24 protein-coding genes are annotated in these 13,667 nt (G+C 45.1%); all 24 read left to right on the plus strand.

The window, feature by feature from the left end; translation table 11 throughout:
* Positions 1 to 55 precede the first annotated feature (55 nt).
* The 24 genes from rplD (at position 56) to RMZ42_RS15575 (ending at position 13,653) form a co-directional block, all read left to right on the plus strand.
* Positions 56 to 694 (plus strand): 50S ribosomal protein L4, encoded by a 639-nt coding sequence (gene rplD, locus RMZ42_RS15460; RefSeq protein WP_322672225.1) that lies wholly within the window; start codon positions 56 to 58, stop codon positions 692 to 694.
* A complete protein-coding gene (locus tag RMZ42_RS15465) occupies positions 687 to 1,001 on the plus strand; it encodes a 50S ribosomal protein L23 (RefSeq protein WP_069070779.1) in 315 nt (104 codons plus the stop codon). Before rplD ends, RMZ42_RS15465 begins: the two co-directional genes overlap by 8 nt.
* Before the next feature lie 154 nt (positions 1,002 to 1,155).
* Positions 1,156 to 2,019, plus strand: a complete 864-nt coding sequence (rplB, locus tag RMZ42_RS15470; RefSeq protein ID WP_322672226.1) for a 50S ribosomal protein L2 — start codon at positions 1,156 to 1,158, stop codon at positions 2,017 to 2,019.
* 113 nt (positions 2,020 to 2,132) lie between these two features.
* The gene (gene rpsS / locus RMZ42_RS15475) at positions 2,133 to 2,411 is read left to right on the plus strand and encodes a 30S ribosomal protein S19 (protein ID WP_012410721.1); all 279 of its coding nucleotides are present in this window, start codon (positions 2,133 to 2,135) and stop codon (positions 2,409 to 2,411) included.
* 108 nt (positions 2,412 to 2,519) lie between these two features.
* Complete coding sequence (rplV, locus tag RMZ42_RS15480) at positions 2,520 to 2,876, plus strand: 50S ribosomal protein L22 (protein ID WP_069070777.1); 357 nt, start codon at positions 2,520 to 2,522, stop codon at positions 2,874 to 2,876.
* 51 nt (positions 2,877 to 2,927) lie between these two features.
* Entirely contained in the window at positions 2,928 to 3,710 is a 783-nt protein-coding gene (gene rpsC, locus RMZ42_RS15485) for a 30S ribosomal protein S3 (RefSeq protein ID WP_322672227.1), read from the plus strand.
* 80 nt (positions 3,711 to 3,790) lie between these two features.
* Positions 3,791 to 4,216: a 50S ribosomal protein L16 gene (gene rplP / locus RMZ42_RS15490; protein WP_069070775.1), complete on the plus strand. Its 426-nt coding sequence runs from the start codon at positions 3,791 to 3,793 to the stop codon at positions 4,214 to 4,216.
* Between the two features lie 3 nt (positions 4,217 to 4,219).
* Entirely contained in the window at positions 4,220 to 4,447 is a 228-nt protein-coding gene (gene rpmC, locus RMZ42_RS15495; RefSeq protein ID WP_094349092.1) for a 50S ribosomal protein L29, read from the plus strand.
* Positions 4,448 to 4,453: 6 nt separating this feature from the next.
* Positions 4,454 to 4,702, plus strand: a complete 249-nt coding sequence (gene rpsQ, locus RMZ42_RS15500; RefSeq protein WP_094349093.1) for a 30S ribosomal protein S17 — start codon at positions 4,454 to 4,456, stop codon at positions 4,700 to 4,702.
* Positions 4,703 to 4,748: 46 nt separating this feature from the next.
* On the plus strand, positions 4,749 to 5,117 hold the full coding sequence (gene rplN, locus RMZ42_RS15505; RefSeq protein WP_099101129.1) for a 50S ribosomal protein L14: 369 nt from the start codon (positions 4,749 to 4,751) through the stop codon (positions 5,115 to 5,117).
* Positions 5,117 to 5,470, plus strand: coding sequence for a 50S ribosomal protein L24 (gene rplX, locus RMZ42_RS15510; protein WP_069070771.1), 354 nt, complete (start codon positions 5,117 to 5,119; stop codon positions 5,468 to 5,470). Before rplN ends, rplX begins: the two co-directional genes overlap by 1 nt.
* A gap of 103 nt (positions 5,471 to 5,573) precedes the next feature.
* On the plus strand, positions 5,574 to 6,122 hold the full coding sequence (gene rplE, locus RMZ42_RS15515; protein ID WP_104906405.1) for a 50S ribosomal protein L5: 549 nt from the start codon (positions 5,574 to 5,576) through the stop codon (positions 6,120 to 6,122).
* Positions 6,123 to 6,142: 20 nt separating this feature from the next.
* Positions 6,143 to 6,544, plus strand: a complete 402-nt coding sequence (rpsH, locus tag RMZ42_RS15520) for a 30S ribosomal protein S8 (protein ID WP_094349096.1) — start codon at positions 6,143 to 6,145, stop codon at positions 6,542 to 6,544.
* Positions 6,545 to 6,644: 100 nt separating this feature from the next.
* Positions 6,645 to 7,193 carry a 50S ribosomal protein L6 gene (rplF, locus tag RMZ42_RS15525; protein ID WP_322672228.1) on the plus strand — a complete coding sequence of 183 codons (549 nt, stop codon included), beginning with the start codon at positions 6,645 to 6,647 and terminating at the stop codon, positions 7,191 to 7,193.
* A gap of 2 nt (positions 7,194 to 7,195) precedes the next feature.
* The gene (gene rplR / locus RMZ42_RS15530; protein ID WP_322672229.1) at positions 7,196 to 7,558 is read left to right on the plus strand and encodes a 50S ribosomal protein L18; all 363 of its coding nucleotides are present in this window, start codon (positions 7,196 to 7,198) and stop codon (positions 7,556 to 7,558) included.
* 93 nt (positions 7,559 to 7,651) lie between these two features.
* Positions 7,652 to 8,179, plus strand: a complete 528-nt coding sequence (gene rpsE, locus RMZ42_RS15535; protein ID WP_322672230.1) for a 30S ribosomal protein S5 — start codon at positions 7,652 to 7,654, stop codon at positions 8,177 to 8,179.
* Between the two features lie 102 nt (positions 8,180 to 8,281).
* Entirely contained in the window at positions 8,282 to 8,725 is a 444-nt protein-coding gene (gene rplO / locus RMZ42_RS15540; protein ID WP_322672231.1) for a 50S ribosomal protein L15, read from the plus strand.
* A 74-nt stretch (positions 8,726 to 8,799) separates the two neighbouring features.
* Positions 8,800 to 10,110, plus strand: a complete 1,311-nt coding sequence (gene secY, locus RMZ42_RS15545; protein ID WP_104906409.1) for a preprotein translocase subunit SecY — start codon at positions 8,800 to 8,802, stop codon at positions 10,108 to 10,110.
* A gap of 2 nt (positions 10,111 to 10,112) precedes the next feature.
* Positions 10,113 to 10,667, plus strand: coding sequence for an adenylate kinase (locus RMZ42_RS15550; RefSeq protein ID WP_322672232.1), 555 nt, complete (start codon positions 10,113 to 10,115; stop codon positions 10,665 to 10,667).
* A 234-nt stretch (positions 10,668 to 10,901) separates the two neighbouring features.
* Positions 10,902 to 11,126 carry a translation initiation factor IF-1 gene (infA, locus tag RMZ42_RS15555; RefSeq protein WP_006276978.1) on the plus strand — a complete coding sequence of 75 codons (225 nt, stop codon included), beginning with the start codon at positions 10,902 to 10,904 and terminating at the stop codon, positions 11,124 to 11,126.
* 117 nt (positions 11,127 to 11,243) lie between these two features.
* Positions 11,244 to 11,357, plus strand: a complete 114-nt coding sequence (rpmJ, locus tag RMZ42_RS15560) for a 50S ribosomal protein L36 (protein WP_015129703.1) — start codon at positions 11,244 to 11,246, stop codon at positions 11,355 to 11,357.
* Positions 11,358 to 11,472: 115 nt separating this feature from the next.
* Entirely contained in the window at positions 11,473 to 11,853 is a 381-nt protein-coding gene (gene rpsM / locus RMZ42_RS15565; protein WP_104906411.1) for a 30S ribosomal protein S13, read from the plus strand.
* Positions 11,854 to 11,907: 54 nt separating this feature from the next.
* Positions 11,908 to 12,303: a 30S ribosomal protein S11 gene (gene rpsK / locus RMZ42_RS15570; protein ID WP_069070761.1), complete on the plus strand. Its 396-nt coding sequence runs from the start codon at positions 11,908 to 11,910 to the stop codon at positions 12,301 to 12,303.
* A gap of 402 nt (positions 12,304 to 12,705) precedes the next feature.
* Positions 12,706 to 13,653, plus strand: coding sequence for a DNA-directed RNA polymerase subunit alpha (locus RMZ42_RS15575; protein WP_322672233.1), 948 nt, complete (start codon positions 12,706 to 12,708; stop codon positions 13,651 to 13,653).
* Positions 13,654 to 13,667: the final 14 nt, after the last annotated feature.

A 13,667-nucleotide genomic window follows, 5' to 3' on the forward strand; every position in this document is an offset into this window, starting at 1 on the left:
GTCATTGGCTAAAGACAAAAGACAATTGACAAATGACAAAGGACAAATAACAAAAATGGTTGAAAGCGTAGTTAAAAATTGGCAAGGAGAACAGGTCGGCGAGACGACCTTCGAGTTGCGCACTGCCAAAGAAGAAACAGCGTCTCATATTGTGCACCGCGCCTTAGTACGGCAATTGACCAATGCTCGTCAAGGAAATGCCAGCACAAAAACTCGTGCGGAAGTCAGGGGTGGCGGTCGTAAACCTTGGCGGCAAAAAGGTACAGGTCGCGCTCGTGCAGGGTCTATTCGTTCGCCATTGTGGCGTGGTGGTGGTGTAATATTTGGGCCAAAACCCAGAGACTTCAACCTCAAATTGAACCGCAAAGAGCGGCGTTTAGCACTGCGGACAGCATTTGTCAGCCGCATTGACGACTTGATCGTAGTAGAAGAATTTAGCACCGAGCTATCTCGCCCCAAAACTAAAGAATTAGTAGCAGCGCTTGCCCGTTGGGGAGTAGTACCAGAAAGCAAGGCACTGTTAATTTTGTCTGAAATTGCGGATACAGATAACGTTTATTTATCAGCCCGCAACATTGAAAATTTAAAACTAATTGCAGCTGACCAGCTAAATGTTTTTGATTTACTGCACGCTGACAAAATTGTAGTTACGGCATCAGCCCTAGAAAAAATTCAGGAGGTCTACAGTGCCTAGCTTTGACCCCCGCGACCTTGCTGACTTAGTACGTCGCCCAATCGTCACCGAGAAAGCGACCATCTTGATGGAGCAAAACAAGTACACCTTTGAAGTAATTCCAAAGGCATCTAAGCCAGAAATCAAGGCTGCGATCGAAGACTTGTTTCAGGTCAAGGTTGTAAAAGTCAACACCACTCTACCACCGCGCAAAAAGCGGCGCGTTGGTAAATTTATTGGTTATAAACCCCAATATAAGCGAGCCATTGTTACAGTCGCACCTGGGGATGAAGACAAGATTAGACAAGTTCTATTCCCAGAAGTCTAAAAATTTTAGATTTTAGATTTTAGATTTTAGATTGAGGAGTTTACTGAATAAGTACCGAAAATGGTGGCAATTAGTTAAACACTCATTAAATTCAAAATCCAAAGTTCAAAATCCAAAATTAAGTAAATCCAAAATCCAAAATCCAAAATAGATTATGGGTACTCGTTCTTATCGCCCTTATACCCCCAGCACTCGCCAAGTTACAATCTCTGACTTTGCGGAAATTACCAGAAGCGAACCAGAAAAATCCTTAACTACCTCGAAGCATCGCGCTAAAGGTCGGAATAATCACGGGCGGATTACTAGTCGTCGCCGGGGTGGTGGACACAAACAGCTTTATCGGATCATCGACTTTAAAAGGGATAAACATAATATTCCGGCAAAAGTCGCAGCAATTGAATACGATCCTAACCGTAACGCCAGAATTGCCCTTTTGTATTATCAAGACGGCGAAAAACGCTACATCCTTCACCCCAACGGGTTGAAAGTTGGAACAATAATTATTTCTGGGCCGGAAGCTCCCTTTGAAGATGGTAATGCGTTACCGCTCTCGAAGATTCCCTTGGGTACTAGTGTTCACAACGTAGAACTCACTCCTGGTAAAGGTGGTCAAATTGTCCGTGCTGCTGGTGCTAGCGCCCAAGTTGTGGCAAAAGAAGGTAATTATGTAACTCTCAAGTTGCCTTCAGGAGAAGTCCGCTTGATTCGACGCGAGTCCTACGCCACCATTGGGCAAGTAGGCAACACCGACGCGAGAAACTTAAGTGCAGGTAAAGCCGGACGAAATCGCTGGAAAGGTCGCCGTCCTAAGGTTAGAGGTAGCGTCATGAACCCAGTGGATCACCCACATGGTGGTGGTGAAGGTAGAGCGCCTATCGGTAGATCGGGGCCTGTTACACCTTGGGGTAAACCCACATTGGGTGCGAAAACACGCAATCGCAAGAAACTTAGCAGCAAATTGATTGTGCGTCGTCGTCGTAAGTCTTCTAAACGCGGTCGCGGTGGTCGTGAGTCTTAAAGAGTTAGGAGTTAAGAGTTAAGAGTTATAAGTTGAGAGTAAAATCTAACTCCTAATTACTAACTCCTCACTCCTCACTTGTAATTCCTAAATCCTAAATCCAAAATTGAACTATGGGTCGTTCTCTAAAAAAAGGTCCTTTCGTTGCGGATCATCTCCTAAAGAAAATTGAAAAGCTCAACGATAACAACAGAAAAGAAGTTATTAAAACTTGGTCACGAGCTTCGACAATTTTGCCCCTAATGGTAGGTCACACTATAGCTGTTCATAACGGACGCCAACACGTTCCTGTTTTTGTAAATGAACAGATGGTAGGACATAAGTTGGGTGAATTTGCCCCGACACGCACCTACAGGGGTCATGGAAAAAGCGACAAAAAAGCAGGTAGGTAGTTATTAGTCATTGGTCATTTGTCATTTGTTATTGGTCATTAGTTATTAGCTTTCGACAAAGGACAAAGGATAAAGGACGAAGGACGAAGGACAAAATTGGAGAAAATTATGGCTACTAATACTACTGAAGTAAAAGCGATCGCTCGTTTTATCCGCATCTCGGCTTACAAGGTGCGTCGGGTACTCGATCAAATCCGCGGGCGATCTTACCGAGAAGCGTTAATCATCCTAGAATTCATGCCCTATCGCGCCACTGAACCCATATTGAAGGTTCTCAGAAGCGCTGCTGCCAATGCCGAACACAACGCTGGGTTAGATCGGACTCAACTAGTGATTACTCAGGCTTATGCCGATCAAGGGCCGCCGTTAAAGCGCTTCCAACCAAGAGCGCAAGGTCGAGCTTACCAAATTCGCAAACCGACGTGTCATATTACCGTAGCTGTTGCAGCTGCTCCAGAAAAATAAGCACGTTAACCAATAAATTGCGTAAAGTAAGAAATTTTAGAGGAAGCATTTGTGGGACAAAAGATTCATCCAGTTGGTTTTCGCCTGGGTATTACACATGAACATCAATCCCGTTGGTTTGCTGTTCCCGATCGCTATCCAGAACTTCTCCAAGAAGACCACAAACTCCGTCAATACATAGAACAAAAGCTGGGTAGACAAGCTCAAAACAACGCCGGAATTTCCGAAGTACGGATTGAGCGCAAAGCCGACCAAATCGACTTAGAAGTACGCACAGCTAGACCTGGCGTAGTAGTGGGTCGCGGTGGACAAGGTATTGAATCCTTACGTACCGGACTCCAAGGATTATTGGGTAGTAATCGTCAAATCCGCATTAACGTAGTTGAAGTTCAACGGGTTGATGCTGATGCCTACCTAATTGCCGAATACATTGCTCAACAATTGGAACGCCGCGTTTCCTTTCGGCGGGTAGTAAGACAGTCAATTCAACGTGCCCAACGCGCTGGCGTCCAAGGTATTAAAATCCAAGTTAGCGGTCGCCTCAACGGTGCGGAAATTGCCCGGACAGAGTGGACTCGTGAAGGTAGAGTACCTTTACATACCTTACGGGCTGACATTGACTACTCTTATTGCACAGCAAAAACTGTTTACGGCATTTTGGGTATCAAAGTATGGGTGTTTAAGGGAGAAATTATTCCTGGACAGGAACCAGATCCACTGCCACCCGCAAACCGCGATCGCGAACGTGACCCCCGCGAACGCGAACGCGAACCCCGTCGTCGTCAACAACAACGTCGTCGCCAGCAATTTGAAGACCGCTCAAATGAAGGATAAATCGTCATTAGTCATTAGTCATTAGTAAATGGCAGATGGCAAATGACAAATGACAAATGACAAATGACAAATGACAAACCATGTTAAGCCCTAGAAGAACTAAATTCCGCAAACAACAGCGCGGACGGATGGAAGGACTAGCCAGCCGTGGTAGTACCCTCAACTTCGGTGATTTTGCCCTCCAAGCACAAGAACCTGCTTGGATTACCTCGCGTCAAATCGAGGCTTCCCGTCGGGCAATGACTCGTTATATCCGTCGGGGTGGACAAATCTGGATTCGGATTTTCCCTGATAAACCTGTAACCATGCGTCCTGCTGAAACCCGGATGGGTTCCGGTAAAGGTAATCCAGAGTTTTGGGTAGCTGTAGTCAAGCCAGGACGAATTTTGTTTGAAATCGGTGGAGTTTCTGAAGAAATCGCTCGTGAAGCGATGCGTTTGGCTTCATTTAAACTGCCCATCAAAACTAAGTTTATTGTGCGCTCTCAACCACAGGAGCAGGAGTAGCTTATGCCTCTTCCCAAAATTTCAGAAGCTAGAGAATTAAGCGACGAGAAGCTCTCTGATGAAATTGTCGCGATCAAAAGACAACTATTTCAATTGCGCTTGCAAAAAGCCACCAGACAATTAGAAAAGCCCCACCAGTTTCGACAATTGCGCCACCGCCTAGCCCAATTGCTGACGCTAGAAACAGAACGCAAACGGGCAGCAAGTCAATCGGCTAAAGAAGAGAAGTAGGAGATTATGGCAGTTAAAGAACGAGTTGGCTTGGTAGTGAGCGATAAAATGCAAAAAACTGTCGTAGTCGCCATAGAAAACCGCGCTCCTCACCCCAAGTACGGCAAGATTGTGGTTAACACCCAACGATATAAAGTTCACGACGAAGAAAATCAGTGTAAAGTAGGCGATCGCGTTCGCATTCAGGAAACTAGACCCCTGAGTAAAACCAAGCGCTGGAAAATCACAGAAGTCCTGAACGTCAAGCCTACTTAAACCTCATCGTTGTTAGAAACTAACAACATTACAAGGGAGAATAATTGTGATTCAACCCCAGACTTACCTGAATGTCGCAGATAATAGCGGCGCCCGCAAACTGATGTGCATCCGCATCTTAGGCGGAGGCAACCGTCGTTATGGTTTTATTGGCGATAAAATTATCGCAGTTGTCAAAGATGCTACACCCAACATGGCTGTAAAAAAGTCTGATGTGGTAGAAGCAGTAATTGTTCGGACTCGGAAAGCTGTAAATCGTGACAGCGGCATGAGTATTCGCTTTGATGATAACGCTGCTGTAATTATCAACAAAGACGGTAATCCCAGAGGCACACGGGTTTTTGGCCCAGTTGCACGGGAACTGCGCGATAAAAACTTCACTAAAATTGTTTCTCTGGCTCCGGAGGTGCTTTAATGGCAACCAAACAGGGTACGCCCAAAGTATTCCACAAAATGCACGTCAAAACTGGCGACACCGTACAAGTGATTGCTGGCAAAGACAAAGGAAAAGTTGGCGAAATTACTCAGGCACTTCCCCAACTGAGTAAAGTCATCGTCAAAGGTGTCAACATTAAAACCAAGCACGTTAAACCCCAGCAAGAAGGGGAATCAGGGCGAATTATTACCCAAGAATTCCCGATTCATAGCTCCAATGTGATGCTTTATTCCACCAAGCAAAACGTTGCCAGTCGTGTTGGTTACACCTTTACCTCAGAAGGCAAAAAGGTTAGAAAACTCAAGAAAACTGGCGAAATTCTCGATAAATAAGAATTAGTCAACTTGAGATTTTAGATTTTAAATTTAATCAAAAATCTAAAATCAAAAATTAAAGCTTCCCTGACCAAGCCCAGGGATATCAGGACAAAAAACTATGGCGACAACAAGACTCAAAACCTTATATCAAGAGACGATCGTCCCCAAACTGATTAATCAGTTTCAATATACCAACGTCCATCAAGTACCGAAGTTAGTAAAGGTTACGATTAACCGAGGTTTGGGTGAAGCAGCTCAAAATGCGAAGTCACTAGAGGCATCTATCAACGAGATTGCCGTGGTAACAGGTCAAAAACCAGTGGTGACACGGGCGAAAAAGGCGATCGCTGGCTTTAAGATTCGTCAAGGGATGCCTGTGGGGATCATGGTTACTCTCAGAGCCGAACGGATGTATGCCTTTTTCGATCGGTTAGTTAGCCTGTCACTACCCAGAATTCGAGATTTTCGCGGCGTTAGTCCTAAAAGCTTTGACGGACGCGGTAACTACACCCTAGGTGTGAGAGAACAGCTAATTTTTCCAGAAGTCGAATACGACAGCATCGATCAAGTGCGTGGGATGGATATTTCCATCATCACCACAGCAAAAAACGACGAAGAGGGACGCGCCTTACTTAAAGAATTAGGAATGCCCTTTCGCGATCAATAAGTTCATCTATAGAGGGAACGATGGCGGCTAACGACACAATTGCAGATATGCTGACGCGCATCCGCAATGCCAACCTGGCGCGGCATCAAACTACACAAGTGCCAGCGACAAAATTGACCCGGAGCATTGCCAAAGTGCTACGGGAGGAAGGCTTTATTGCTGAAATCGAAGAAGCAGAAGAAGGGGTAAAACGCAATCTGGTGATTTCCCTGAAATACAAGGGAAAAAACCGTCAGCCTCTGATCACCGCCTTAAAGCGAGTGAGTAAGCCTGGCTTGCGTGTTTATTCAAATCGAAAAGAATTACCAAGAGTACTAGGCGGCATTGGCATTGCCATTATTTCTACATCCAGTGGCATTATGACTGACCGCGAAGCGCGGCGTCAAAACTTGGGTGGCGAAGTACTTTGTTACGTTTGGTAATCATTAGTCATTAGTCATTGGTCATTAGTCATTTGTCATTAGTGAAAGACAAAGGACAAAGGACAAAGGACAAAGGACAAATAACAAAGGACAAAAAGTCATGTCACGTATTGGTAAACGTCCAATTACTATTCCCGCCAAAGTTCAAGTGGCGATCGATGGTACGAATATTGTGGTGAAAGGCCCGAAAGGAGAACTTTCTCGCACTCTCAGAGATAATGTCTCACTCTCTCAAGAGGGGGAAATATTACACGTAAATCGTCGGGATGAAACTCGGATATCGAAGCAATTGCACGGCTTGAGCCGCACTTTAGTTGCCAACATGGTCGAGGGAGTTTCCCAAGGTTTTCAGCGCCGTTTGGAAATTCAAGGTGTGGGTTATAGGGCACAAATTCAAGGGCGTAACCTAGTTTTGAATATGGGTTACAGCCATCAGGTGCAAATTGAACCACCAGATGGAATTCAGTTTGCCGTAGAAGGTACCACTAACGTCATTGTTAGCGGCTATGACAAAGAAATCGTCGGTAACACAGCCGCCAAAATTCGTGCTGTTCGTCCACCAGAACCTTACAAAGGTAAAGGCATCCGCTATGCCGGTGAAGTAGTCAGACGGAAAGCTGGTAAGACTGGTAAGGGTGGTAAGAAGTAGAAATGAAACTTACTCGTAGAGAATCAAAAAACCGTCGTCATCGACGCGTTCGTGGCAAAGTTATTGGCTCCCCAGAACGTCCGCGTTTAGCGGTATTTCGTTCCAATGAGCATATTTATGCCCAGATAATTGATGATACTCAGCATCAAACCATCGTGGCAGCATCGACTGTAGAACCAGAGTTGAAATCTAGTTTAGCGTCATGTGCAAACTGTGATGCATCGGTACAAGTTGGGAAGTTGATCGCAGTGCGATCGCTAGAAAAAGGCATCACCAAAGTAGTCTTCGATCGCGGTGGTAACTTATATCATGGTCGTGTCAAAGCACTAGCTGATGCAGCACGCGAAGCTGGTTTAGATTTCTAAAGTCATTGGTCATTAGTCATTAGTTATTGGACAAATGACAAAGGACAAATGACAAATGACAACTGACAAATGACGTTCACCAGAGCATAAATTATGGCAACAGAGCGTAAAAGTAGAACAAAGCGTGCCAAAAAAGAAGAAACCACTTGGCAAGAGCGGGTTATCCAAATCCGCCGCGTAAGTAAAGTGGTCAAAGGTGGTAAAAAACTCAGCTTCCGAGCGATCGTTGTCGTTGGTAACGAACGCGGTCAAGTTGGAGTCGGAGTAGGCAAAGCTTCAGATGTAATTGGCGCCGTTAAAAAAGGCGTAGCTGACGGCAAAAAACACCTCATTGATATCCCAATTACTAAATCCAACTCCATCCCCCATCCCATTAATGGTGTCGGTGGCGGTGCAAAAGTGATTATGCGTCCAGCCGCACCTGGTACTGGGGTAATTGCTGGTGGTGCTGTGCGGACTGTGTTGGAATTGGCAGGAGTTCGTAACATCTTAGCCAAGCAACTTGGTTCCAACAATCCGCTCAATAATGCTAGAGCAGCAGTCAATGCTTTATCTACATTGCGGACTCTTTCTGAAGTCGCGGAAGATCGCGGTATTCCTATTGAAAGTCTCTACATTTAATTAGTCATTTGTCCTTAGTCAGTTGTCCTTTGTTCTGAACAAATGACCAACTACAAATGACAAATGACAAATGAGAAACGACAAATGAGAACTTGATAACTTATGAGACTCCATGATGTTAAGCCGCAAAAAGGCTCAAAGAAACGTAAGCGCCGTGTAGCTAGAGGTATTTCTGCTGGTCAAGGTGCTAGTGCAGGTCTAGGTATGCGTGGTCAAAAATCTCGTTCTGGTAGCGGGACTCGACCAGGTTTTGAAGGTGGTCAACAGCCATTGTACCGCCGCTTACCTAAGCTGAAGGGCTTTCCGATTGTTAATCAGAGGATTTACACTACGATTAATGTAGAGAAGCTAGCTTCCCTTCCCGCGAATACGGAAGTAACTTTGACCTCATTGAAAGCCGCAGGTATCCTGACTGCTGTCAAGGGGCCACTGAAAGTTTTAGGTAACGGGGAATTGAGCATTCCGCTCAAGGTACAAGCGGCAGCTTTCACAGGTTCAGCTCGTAGCAAAATTGAGGCAGCTGGTGGTAGTTGTGAAGTCTTATGAGTGAGCCGGAACAGCGCACTTAAATGCAAGCCAACTCGCTGCCAGTGCTTGGTTCACTATAAAGGTAGCACTCTATGATCAGTCGAGATAAAGCCCCAACGGCTCAAGAAACTTTTATGCAGATGGCGCAGGCAGCTGGTCTCAGAGGTAGGCTGCTTGTCACCGTCGGTATTTTAATTTTGGTTCGCCTGGGTATTTTCTTACCCGTTCCAGGGATTGATAGACCAAGATTTGCCGAAGCCATATCGGGCAGTAATTCCATATTTGGCTTATTGGATATATTTTCCGGGCGAGGACTTTCGACTTTGGGAGTCTTTGCTTTAGGAATTTTGCCCTTCATTAATGCGTCTATTATCATCCAATTGCTTACTGCGGCGATTCCATCTTTAGAAAATTTACAGAAAAATGAAGGCGAAGCAGGTCGGCGAAAAATATCGCAAATTACCCGCTATGTCACTGTAGGTTGGGCAATTCTTCAAAGTACAGCTTTTTCGGCATTATTCCTCCAGCAATTCGCCTTAAAGCCAGGGCCAATCTTTGTCGCTGAAACTGCGATCGCTCTGACTGCTGGTTCTATGTTCGTCATGTGGGCATCAGAACTAATTACAGAGCGGGGTATTGGAAACGGAGCATCTTTGTTGATTTTTGTCAACATTGTTGCGTCATTACCAAAAGCTTTAGGCGATACCATCGACTTGGTGCAAGTCGGCGGTCGGGAAGCAGTGGGTCGCGTAATCGTCCTGATCTTAGTTTTCCTCGCAACAATTGTTGGTATTGTGATTGTTCAGGAAGGAATGCGCCGCATCCCAATTATTTCGGCTCGTCGCCAAGTAGGTCGGAGAGTTTTAGCCGAGCAGCGTAGCTATTTGCCACTGCGGCTAAATCAAGGCGGTGTGATGCCAATTATTTTTGCTGCTGCCATCCTCAGTTTGCCACTGCTGATCGCCAATTTTACTAAAAATGCCGATTTGGCGAATATAGTTAACACTTATTTGAGTCCAAGCGGTTCTAGCTCTTGGGTCTATGCCTTGGTCTACATGATTTCCATTGTTTTCTTCAGCTACTTCTATTCTTCGTTGATTCTCAACCCAGTAGATGTAGCACAGAACTTGAAGAAAATGGGTTCTAGTATTCCTGGAATTCGTCCCGGCAAGGCAACTAGCGAGTATATCGAACGCGTGTCCAACCGACTAACTTTTTTGGGTGCGATCTTTTTGGGCTTCGTCGCTATTATCCCCACAGCCGTGGAAAGCGCTTTGAATGTAAAAACTTTCCGGGGCATCGGTGCGACATCTTTGTTGATTTTAGTTGGTGTGGCAATTGAGACAGCCAAACAAGTCCAAACTTATGTCATCTCTCAGCGCTATGAAGGAATGGTGAAATAATAGTGACGCGATTAATCTTCTTGGGACCACCTGGAGCGGGTAAAGGAACACAAGCTCAAACTTTGGCTGAACACTTGAATATCCCCCATATTTCTACTGGTGAAATATTAAGACAAGCCATGAAAGAGCAGACTCCTTTAGGAATAAAAGCTCAAAGCTATGTTGATAGCGGCGAGTTAGTACCTGACCAGCTAGTGCAGGACTTGGTACAGGAACGCCTCGATCGACCAGATGCCAAAAATGGTTGGATTCTTGATGGCTTTCCCCGAAAAGTGACCCAAGCAGCTTTTTTGGAGAAGTTACTCGAAGCAATACATCAAGGTGGCGAAAAGGTAGTCAATTTAGATGCACCAGATGAAATTGTCATCGCGCGTTTGCTAGCTAGAGGACGAAAAGATGATACTGAAGAAGTGATTCGTCGTCGTTTAGAAGTGTACCGCGCGGAAACTGCACCTTTAATTGATTATTATGGCGATCGCAAAAAACTCCTAACAGTCAATGGCAATCAGTCCCAAGAAGATGTCACTAATGAACTACAAAAGGTAATCGCTTCCTGAAAAAGAAAGGGCGAGGGCATGAGGGAGACAAGGAAGTATGGGAGGAGCTACCTACAGTAATTCTTTCCCAATGCCCAATGCACCATGCCCCATGCGCCATGCCCTTCTACAAAAAAAAGATCAATTTTAGCTAAGATATATTAATAAACTGTTGATATATTTCTTAAAATGTGTTTCTTTGCAGATGAAGCGCTGCAACTGAACACGAAATTGTTGAGTTGAGGAAAAAACAAATTGTCTAAGCAAGATTTGATTGAAATGGAAGGCACGGTTACAGAGTCCTTGCCCAATGCGATGTTTCGCGTTGACTTGGACAATGGTTTTAATGTGCTAGCACACATTTCCGGCAAGATTCGCCGAAATTATATCAAGATTTTGCCCGGCGATCGCGTCAAGGTAGAGTTAACCCCCTACGACTTGACCAAAGGCAGAATCACCTATCGACTACGAAAGAAGTAACTATATGTAGAGAATTATACCATAAAACCATTTTTTTGACTGTTTCTTAGTCATTTAACTGGATTAATTTTCCTAAAAATGCTATAATTTTATATTTGGAGTCAAAAAATAAAAGGCATGAAAGTTAGAGCCTCTGTCAAGAAAATTTGTGAAAAATGTAACGTGATCAAACGTCGTGGTCGCGTTATGGTGATTTGCGTGAACCCCAAGCACAAACAACGTCAAGGATAACGCTCTTACCAATAGAGCTAGTTGCAGGACGCATATCATCATTAAAACGAAAAGACGCGATTAATCACGTTTTTCCAACCAACAGTAATTGCGAGAACAATAGGGAGAGTTCATTGTGGCACGTATTGCCGGAGTAGACCTTCCACGCGATAAGCGCGTCGAGATCGGTCTGACTTACATCTATGGAATTGGTTTATCACGTTCTCAAGAAATTATAGCGGCTACTGGTGTGAACCCAGACACTCGCGTTAAGGACTTAAGTGATGCCGATGTGACAGCCCTACGAGGGGAAATAGAAACCAACTATCAAGTTGAAGGCGACTTGCGGCGCTTGGAGTCTTTGAACATCAAGCGCTTAGTTGACATTGGTACCTACAGAGGTCGTCGTCATCGTATGGGCTTACCAGTCAGAGGACAAAGAACTCGCACCAATGCCAGAACCCGTAGAGGCAGAAGGCAGACAGTGGCCGGGAAGAAAAAGGCTCCAGGGAAATAATTTTGCAACGCTTGCTAATGCGAGCAAGTTTTACCTTAAATCAACTAAACAAGTATGGCGAGACAACCAACTAAAAAAACCGGGAGCAAGAAGCAGAAACGGAATGTACCCAGTGGAATGGCATACATCCAGTCTACTTTCAACAATAGCATTGTCACCATTACCGATCAAAATGGAGATGTCATATCCTGGGCTAGCGCTGGTTCTAGCGGTTTTAAGGGAGCAAAAAAGGGAACTCCCTTTGCAGCGCAAACCGCAGCTGAAAGTGCAGCTCGCCGAGCTATCGATCAAGGAATGCGCCAAATAGAGGTAATGGTCAGTGGTCCAGGAGCAGGTAGAGAAACCGCTATTCGGGCACTTCAAGGAGCAGGACTGGAAATTACACTGATTCGGGATATTACCCCGATTCCTCACAATGGTTGTCGTCCACCCAAGCGCCGTCGAGTTTAAATACCAAGACTTGGGCTGGGCAGTGAGGACGAAAAGTTACAGCCAGCAATGACCGCTTGAGCGTCTAACGTTCAAACTGTCATTGAGTTAAAGGTTGGGCGACCAGAAGCACGTCAGATTTTCCCGTCAGGAAAGCTGTTAAACTTCGGGCTACCCAAAATATTATTAATCAATTTTGGATTTTAGGTTTGCGATTTTAGATTGAACCCGACTATAAGGGTGCTGGGCCTCGTGGATTTTAAGTTGATGATTTAAGATTTGTTCCGCCAATAATTAAGAGGTGGAGCATGAACGAAAGAAGCACAATCCAAAATCCAAAGTCCAAAATCGAAAATTGGCAGTCAATTCTGGAGGCAATTGATTTGTCTGCTAGCAGCACCTTAGAAAAAGGGAGGCTCATCCGTGGCGCAGTTTCAAATTGAATGTGTAGAGTCGAATACCGAAGAAAGTCGGAACCATTACAGCAAATTTGTATTGGAACCTCTAGAACGCGGTCAAGGAACAACTGTTGGCAACGCACTGCGGCGGGTTTTACTGTCTAATTTAGAAGGTACAGCAGTTACAGCAGTGCGGATTGCGGGCGTTTCACATGAGTTCGCCACAGTTCCGGGCGTGCGGGAAGATGTGCTGGAAATCCTCATGAGAATGAAGGAAGTTATCCTGAAAAACTATTCTTCGCAGCCTCAGATTGGGAGATTACTCGTTACCGGTCCAACAACAATCACTGCGGCGCATTTTGATTTGCCTAGTGAAGTAGAAATCATCGATCCGACCCAGTATGTAGCCACCATCGCTGAGGGTGGAAAGCTGGAAATGGAATTTCGGATCGAGAAAGGCAAAGGCTATCGCACTGTAGAGCGAGGACGTGAAGAAGCCACATCGTTGGATTTTCTTCAAATCGACTCGATATTTATGCCAGTGCGAAAAGTCAACTACAGTGTTGAAGAATCTCGTGGGGAAGGCTTGATTCCAAAAGACCGACTACTGTTGGAAGTTTGGACAAATGGCAGTGTTTCTCCTCAAGAAGCACTATCTTCTGCTGCTGCGATCTTGGTAGATTTATTCAACCCGTTGAAGGACATCTCCCTAGAACCAACAGACACAGGTTCGGATATTCCAGACGACCCAACTGCCCAGATACCCATCGAAGAGTTGCAACTTTCTGTGCGGGCATATAACTGTCTCAAACGAGCACAAGTTAACTCTGTGGCAGATTTGTTGGATTATACCCAAGAAGACCTCTTAGAAATTAAGAACTTTGGGCAGAAGTCAGCAGAAGAAGTCGTGGAAGCTTTGCAGCGACGCTTGGGCATCACCCTGCCAATGGAAAGAGGCTCTAAACACCCTTAAGAAAAACCGTTCAT

Source organism: Nostoc sp. DedQUE05, from assembly GCF_034530955.1.
Lineage (GTDB): Bacteria > Cyanobacteriota > Cyanobacteriia > Cyanobacteriales > Nostocaceae > Nostoc.

Bases quoted from the DNA above. Each gene is read 5' to 3' on its own strand.
- rplD (WP_322672225.1), top strand. From the start codon at position 56: ATGGTTGAAAGCGTAGTTAAAAATTGGCAAGGAGAACAGGTCGGCGAG.
- rplB (WP_322672226.1), top strand. From the start codon at position 1,156: ATGGGTACTCGTTCTTATCGCCCTTATACCCCCAGCACTCGCCAAGTT.
- rpsS (WP_012410721.1), top strand. From the start codon at position 2,133: ATGGGTCGTTCTCTAAAAAAAGGTCCTTTCGTTGCGGATCATCTCCTA.
- rplV (WP_069070777.1), top strand. From the start codon at position 2,520: ATGGCTACTAATACTACTGAAGTAAAAGCGATCGCTCGTTTTATCCGC.
- rplP (WP_069070775.1), top strand. From the start codon at position 3,791: ATGTTAAGCCCTAGAAGAACTAAATTCCGCAAACAACAGCGCGGACGG.
- rpmC (WP_094349092.1), top strand. From the start codon at position 4,220: ATGCCTCTTCCCAAAATTTCAGAAGCTAGAGAATTAAGCGACGAGAAG.
- rpsQ (WP_094349093.1), top strand. From the start codon at position 4,454: ATGGCAGTTAAAGAACGAGTTGGCTTGGTAGTGAGCGATAAAATGCAA.
- rplX (WP_069070771.1), top strand. From the start codon at position 5,117: ATGGCAACCAAACAGGGTACGCCCAAAGTATTCCACAAAATGCACGTC.
- rplE (WP_104906405.1), top strand. From the start codon at position 5,574: ATGGCGACAACAAGACTCAAAACCTTATATCAAGAGACGATCGTCCCC.
- rpsH (WP_094349096.1), top strand. From the start codon at position 6,143: ATGGCGGCTAACGACACAATTGCAGATATGCTGACGCGCATCCGCAAT.
- rplF (WP_322672228.1), top strand. From the start codon at position 6,645: ATGTCACGTATTGGTAAACGTCCAATTACTATTCCCGCCAAAGTTCAA.
- rplR (WP_322672229.1), top strand. From the start codon at position 7,196: ATGAAACTTACTCGTAGAGAATCAAAAAACCGTCGTCATCGACGCGTT.
- rpsE (WP_322672230.1), top strand. From the start codon at position 7,652: ATGGCAACAGAGCGTAAAAGTAGAACAAAGCGTGCCAAAAAAGAAGAA.
- rplO (WP_322672231.1), top strand. From the start codon at position 8,282: ATGAGACTCCATGATGTTAAGCCGCAAAAAGGCTCAAAGAAACGTAAG.
- secY (WP_104906409.1), top strand. From the start codon at position 8,800: ATGATCAGTCGAGATAAAGCCCCAACGGCTCAAGAAACTTTTATGCAG.
- rpmJ (WP_015129703.1), top strand. From the start codon at position 11,244: ATGAAAGTTAGAGCCTCTGTCAAGAAAATTTGTGAAAAATGTAACGTG.
- rpsK (WP_069070761.1), top strand. From the start codon at position 11,908: ATGGCGAGACAACCAACTAAAAAAACCGGGAGCAAGAAGCAGAAACGG.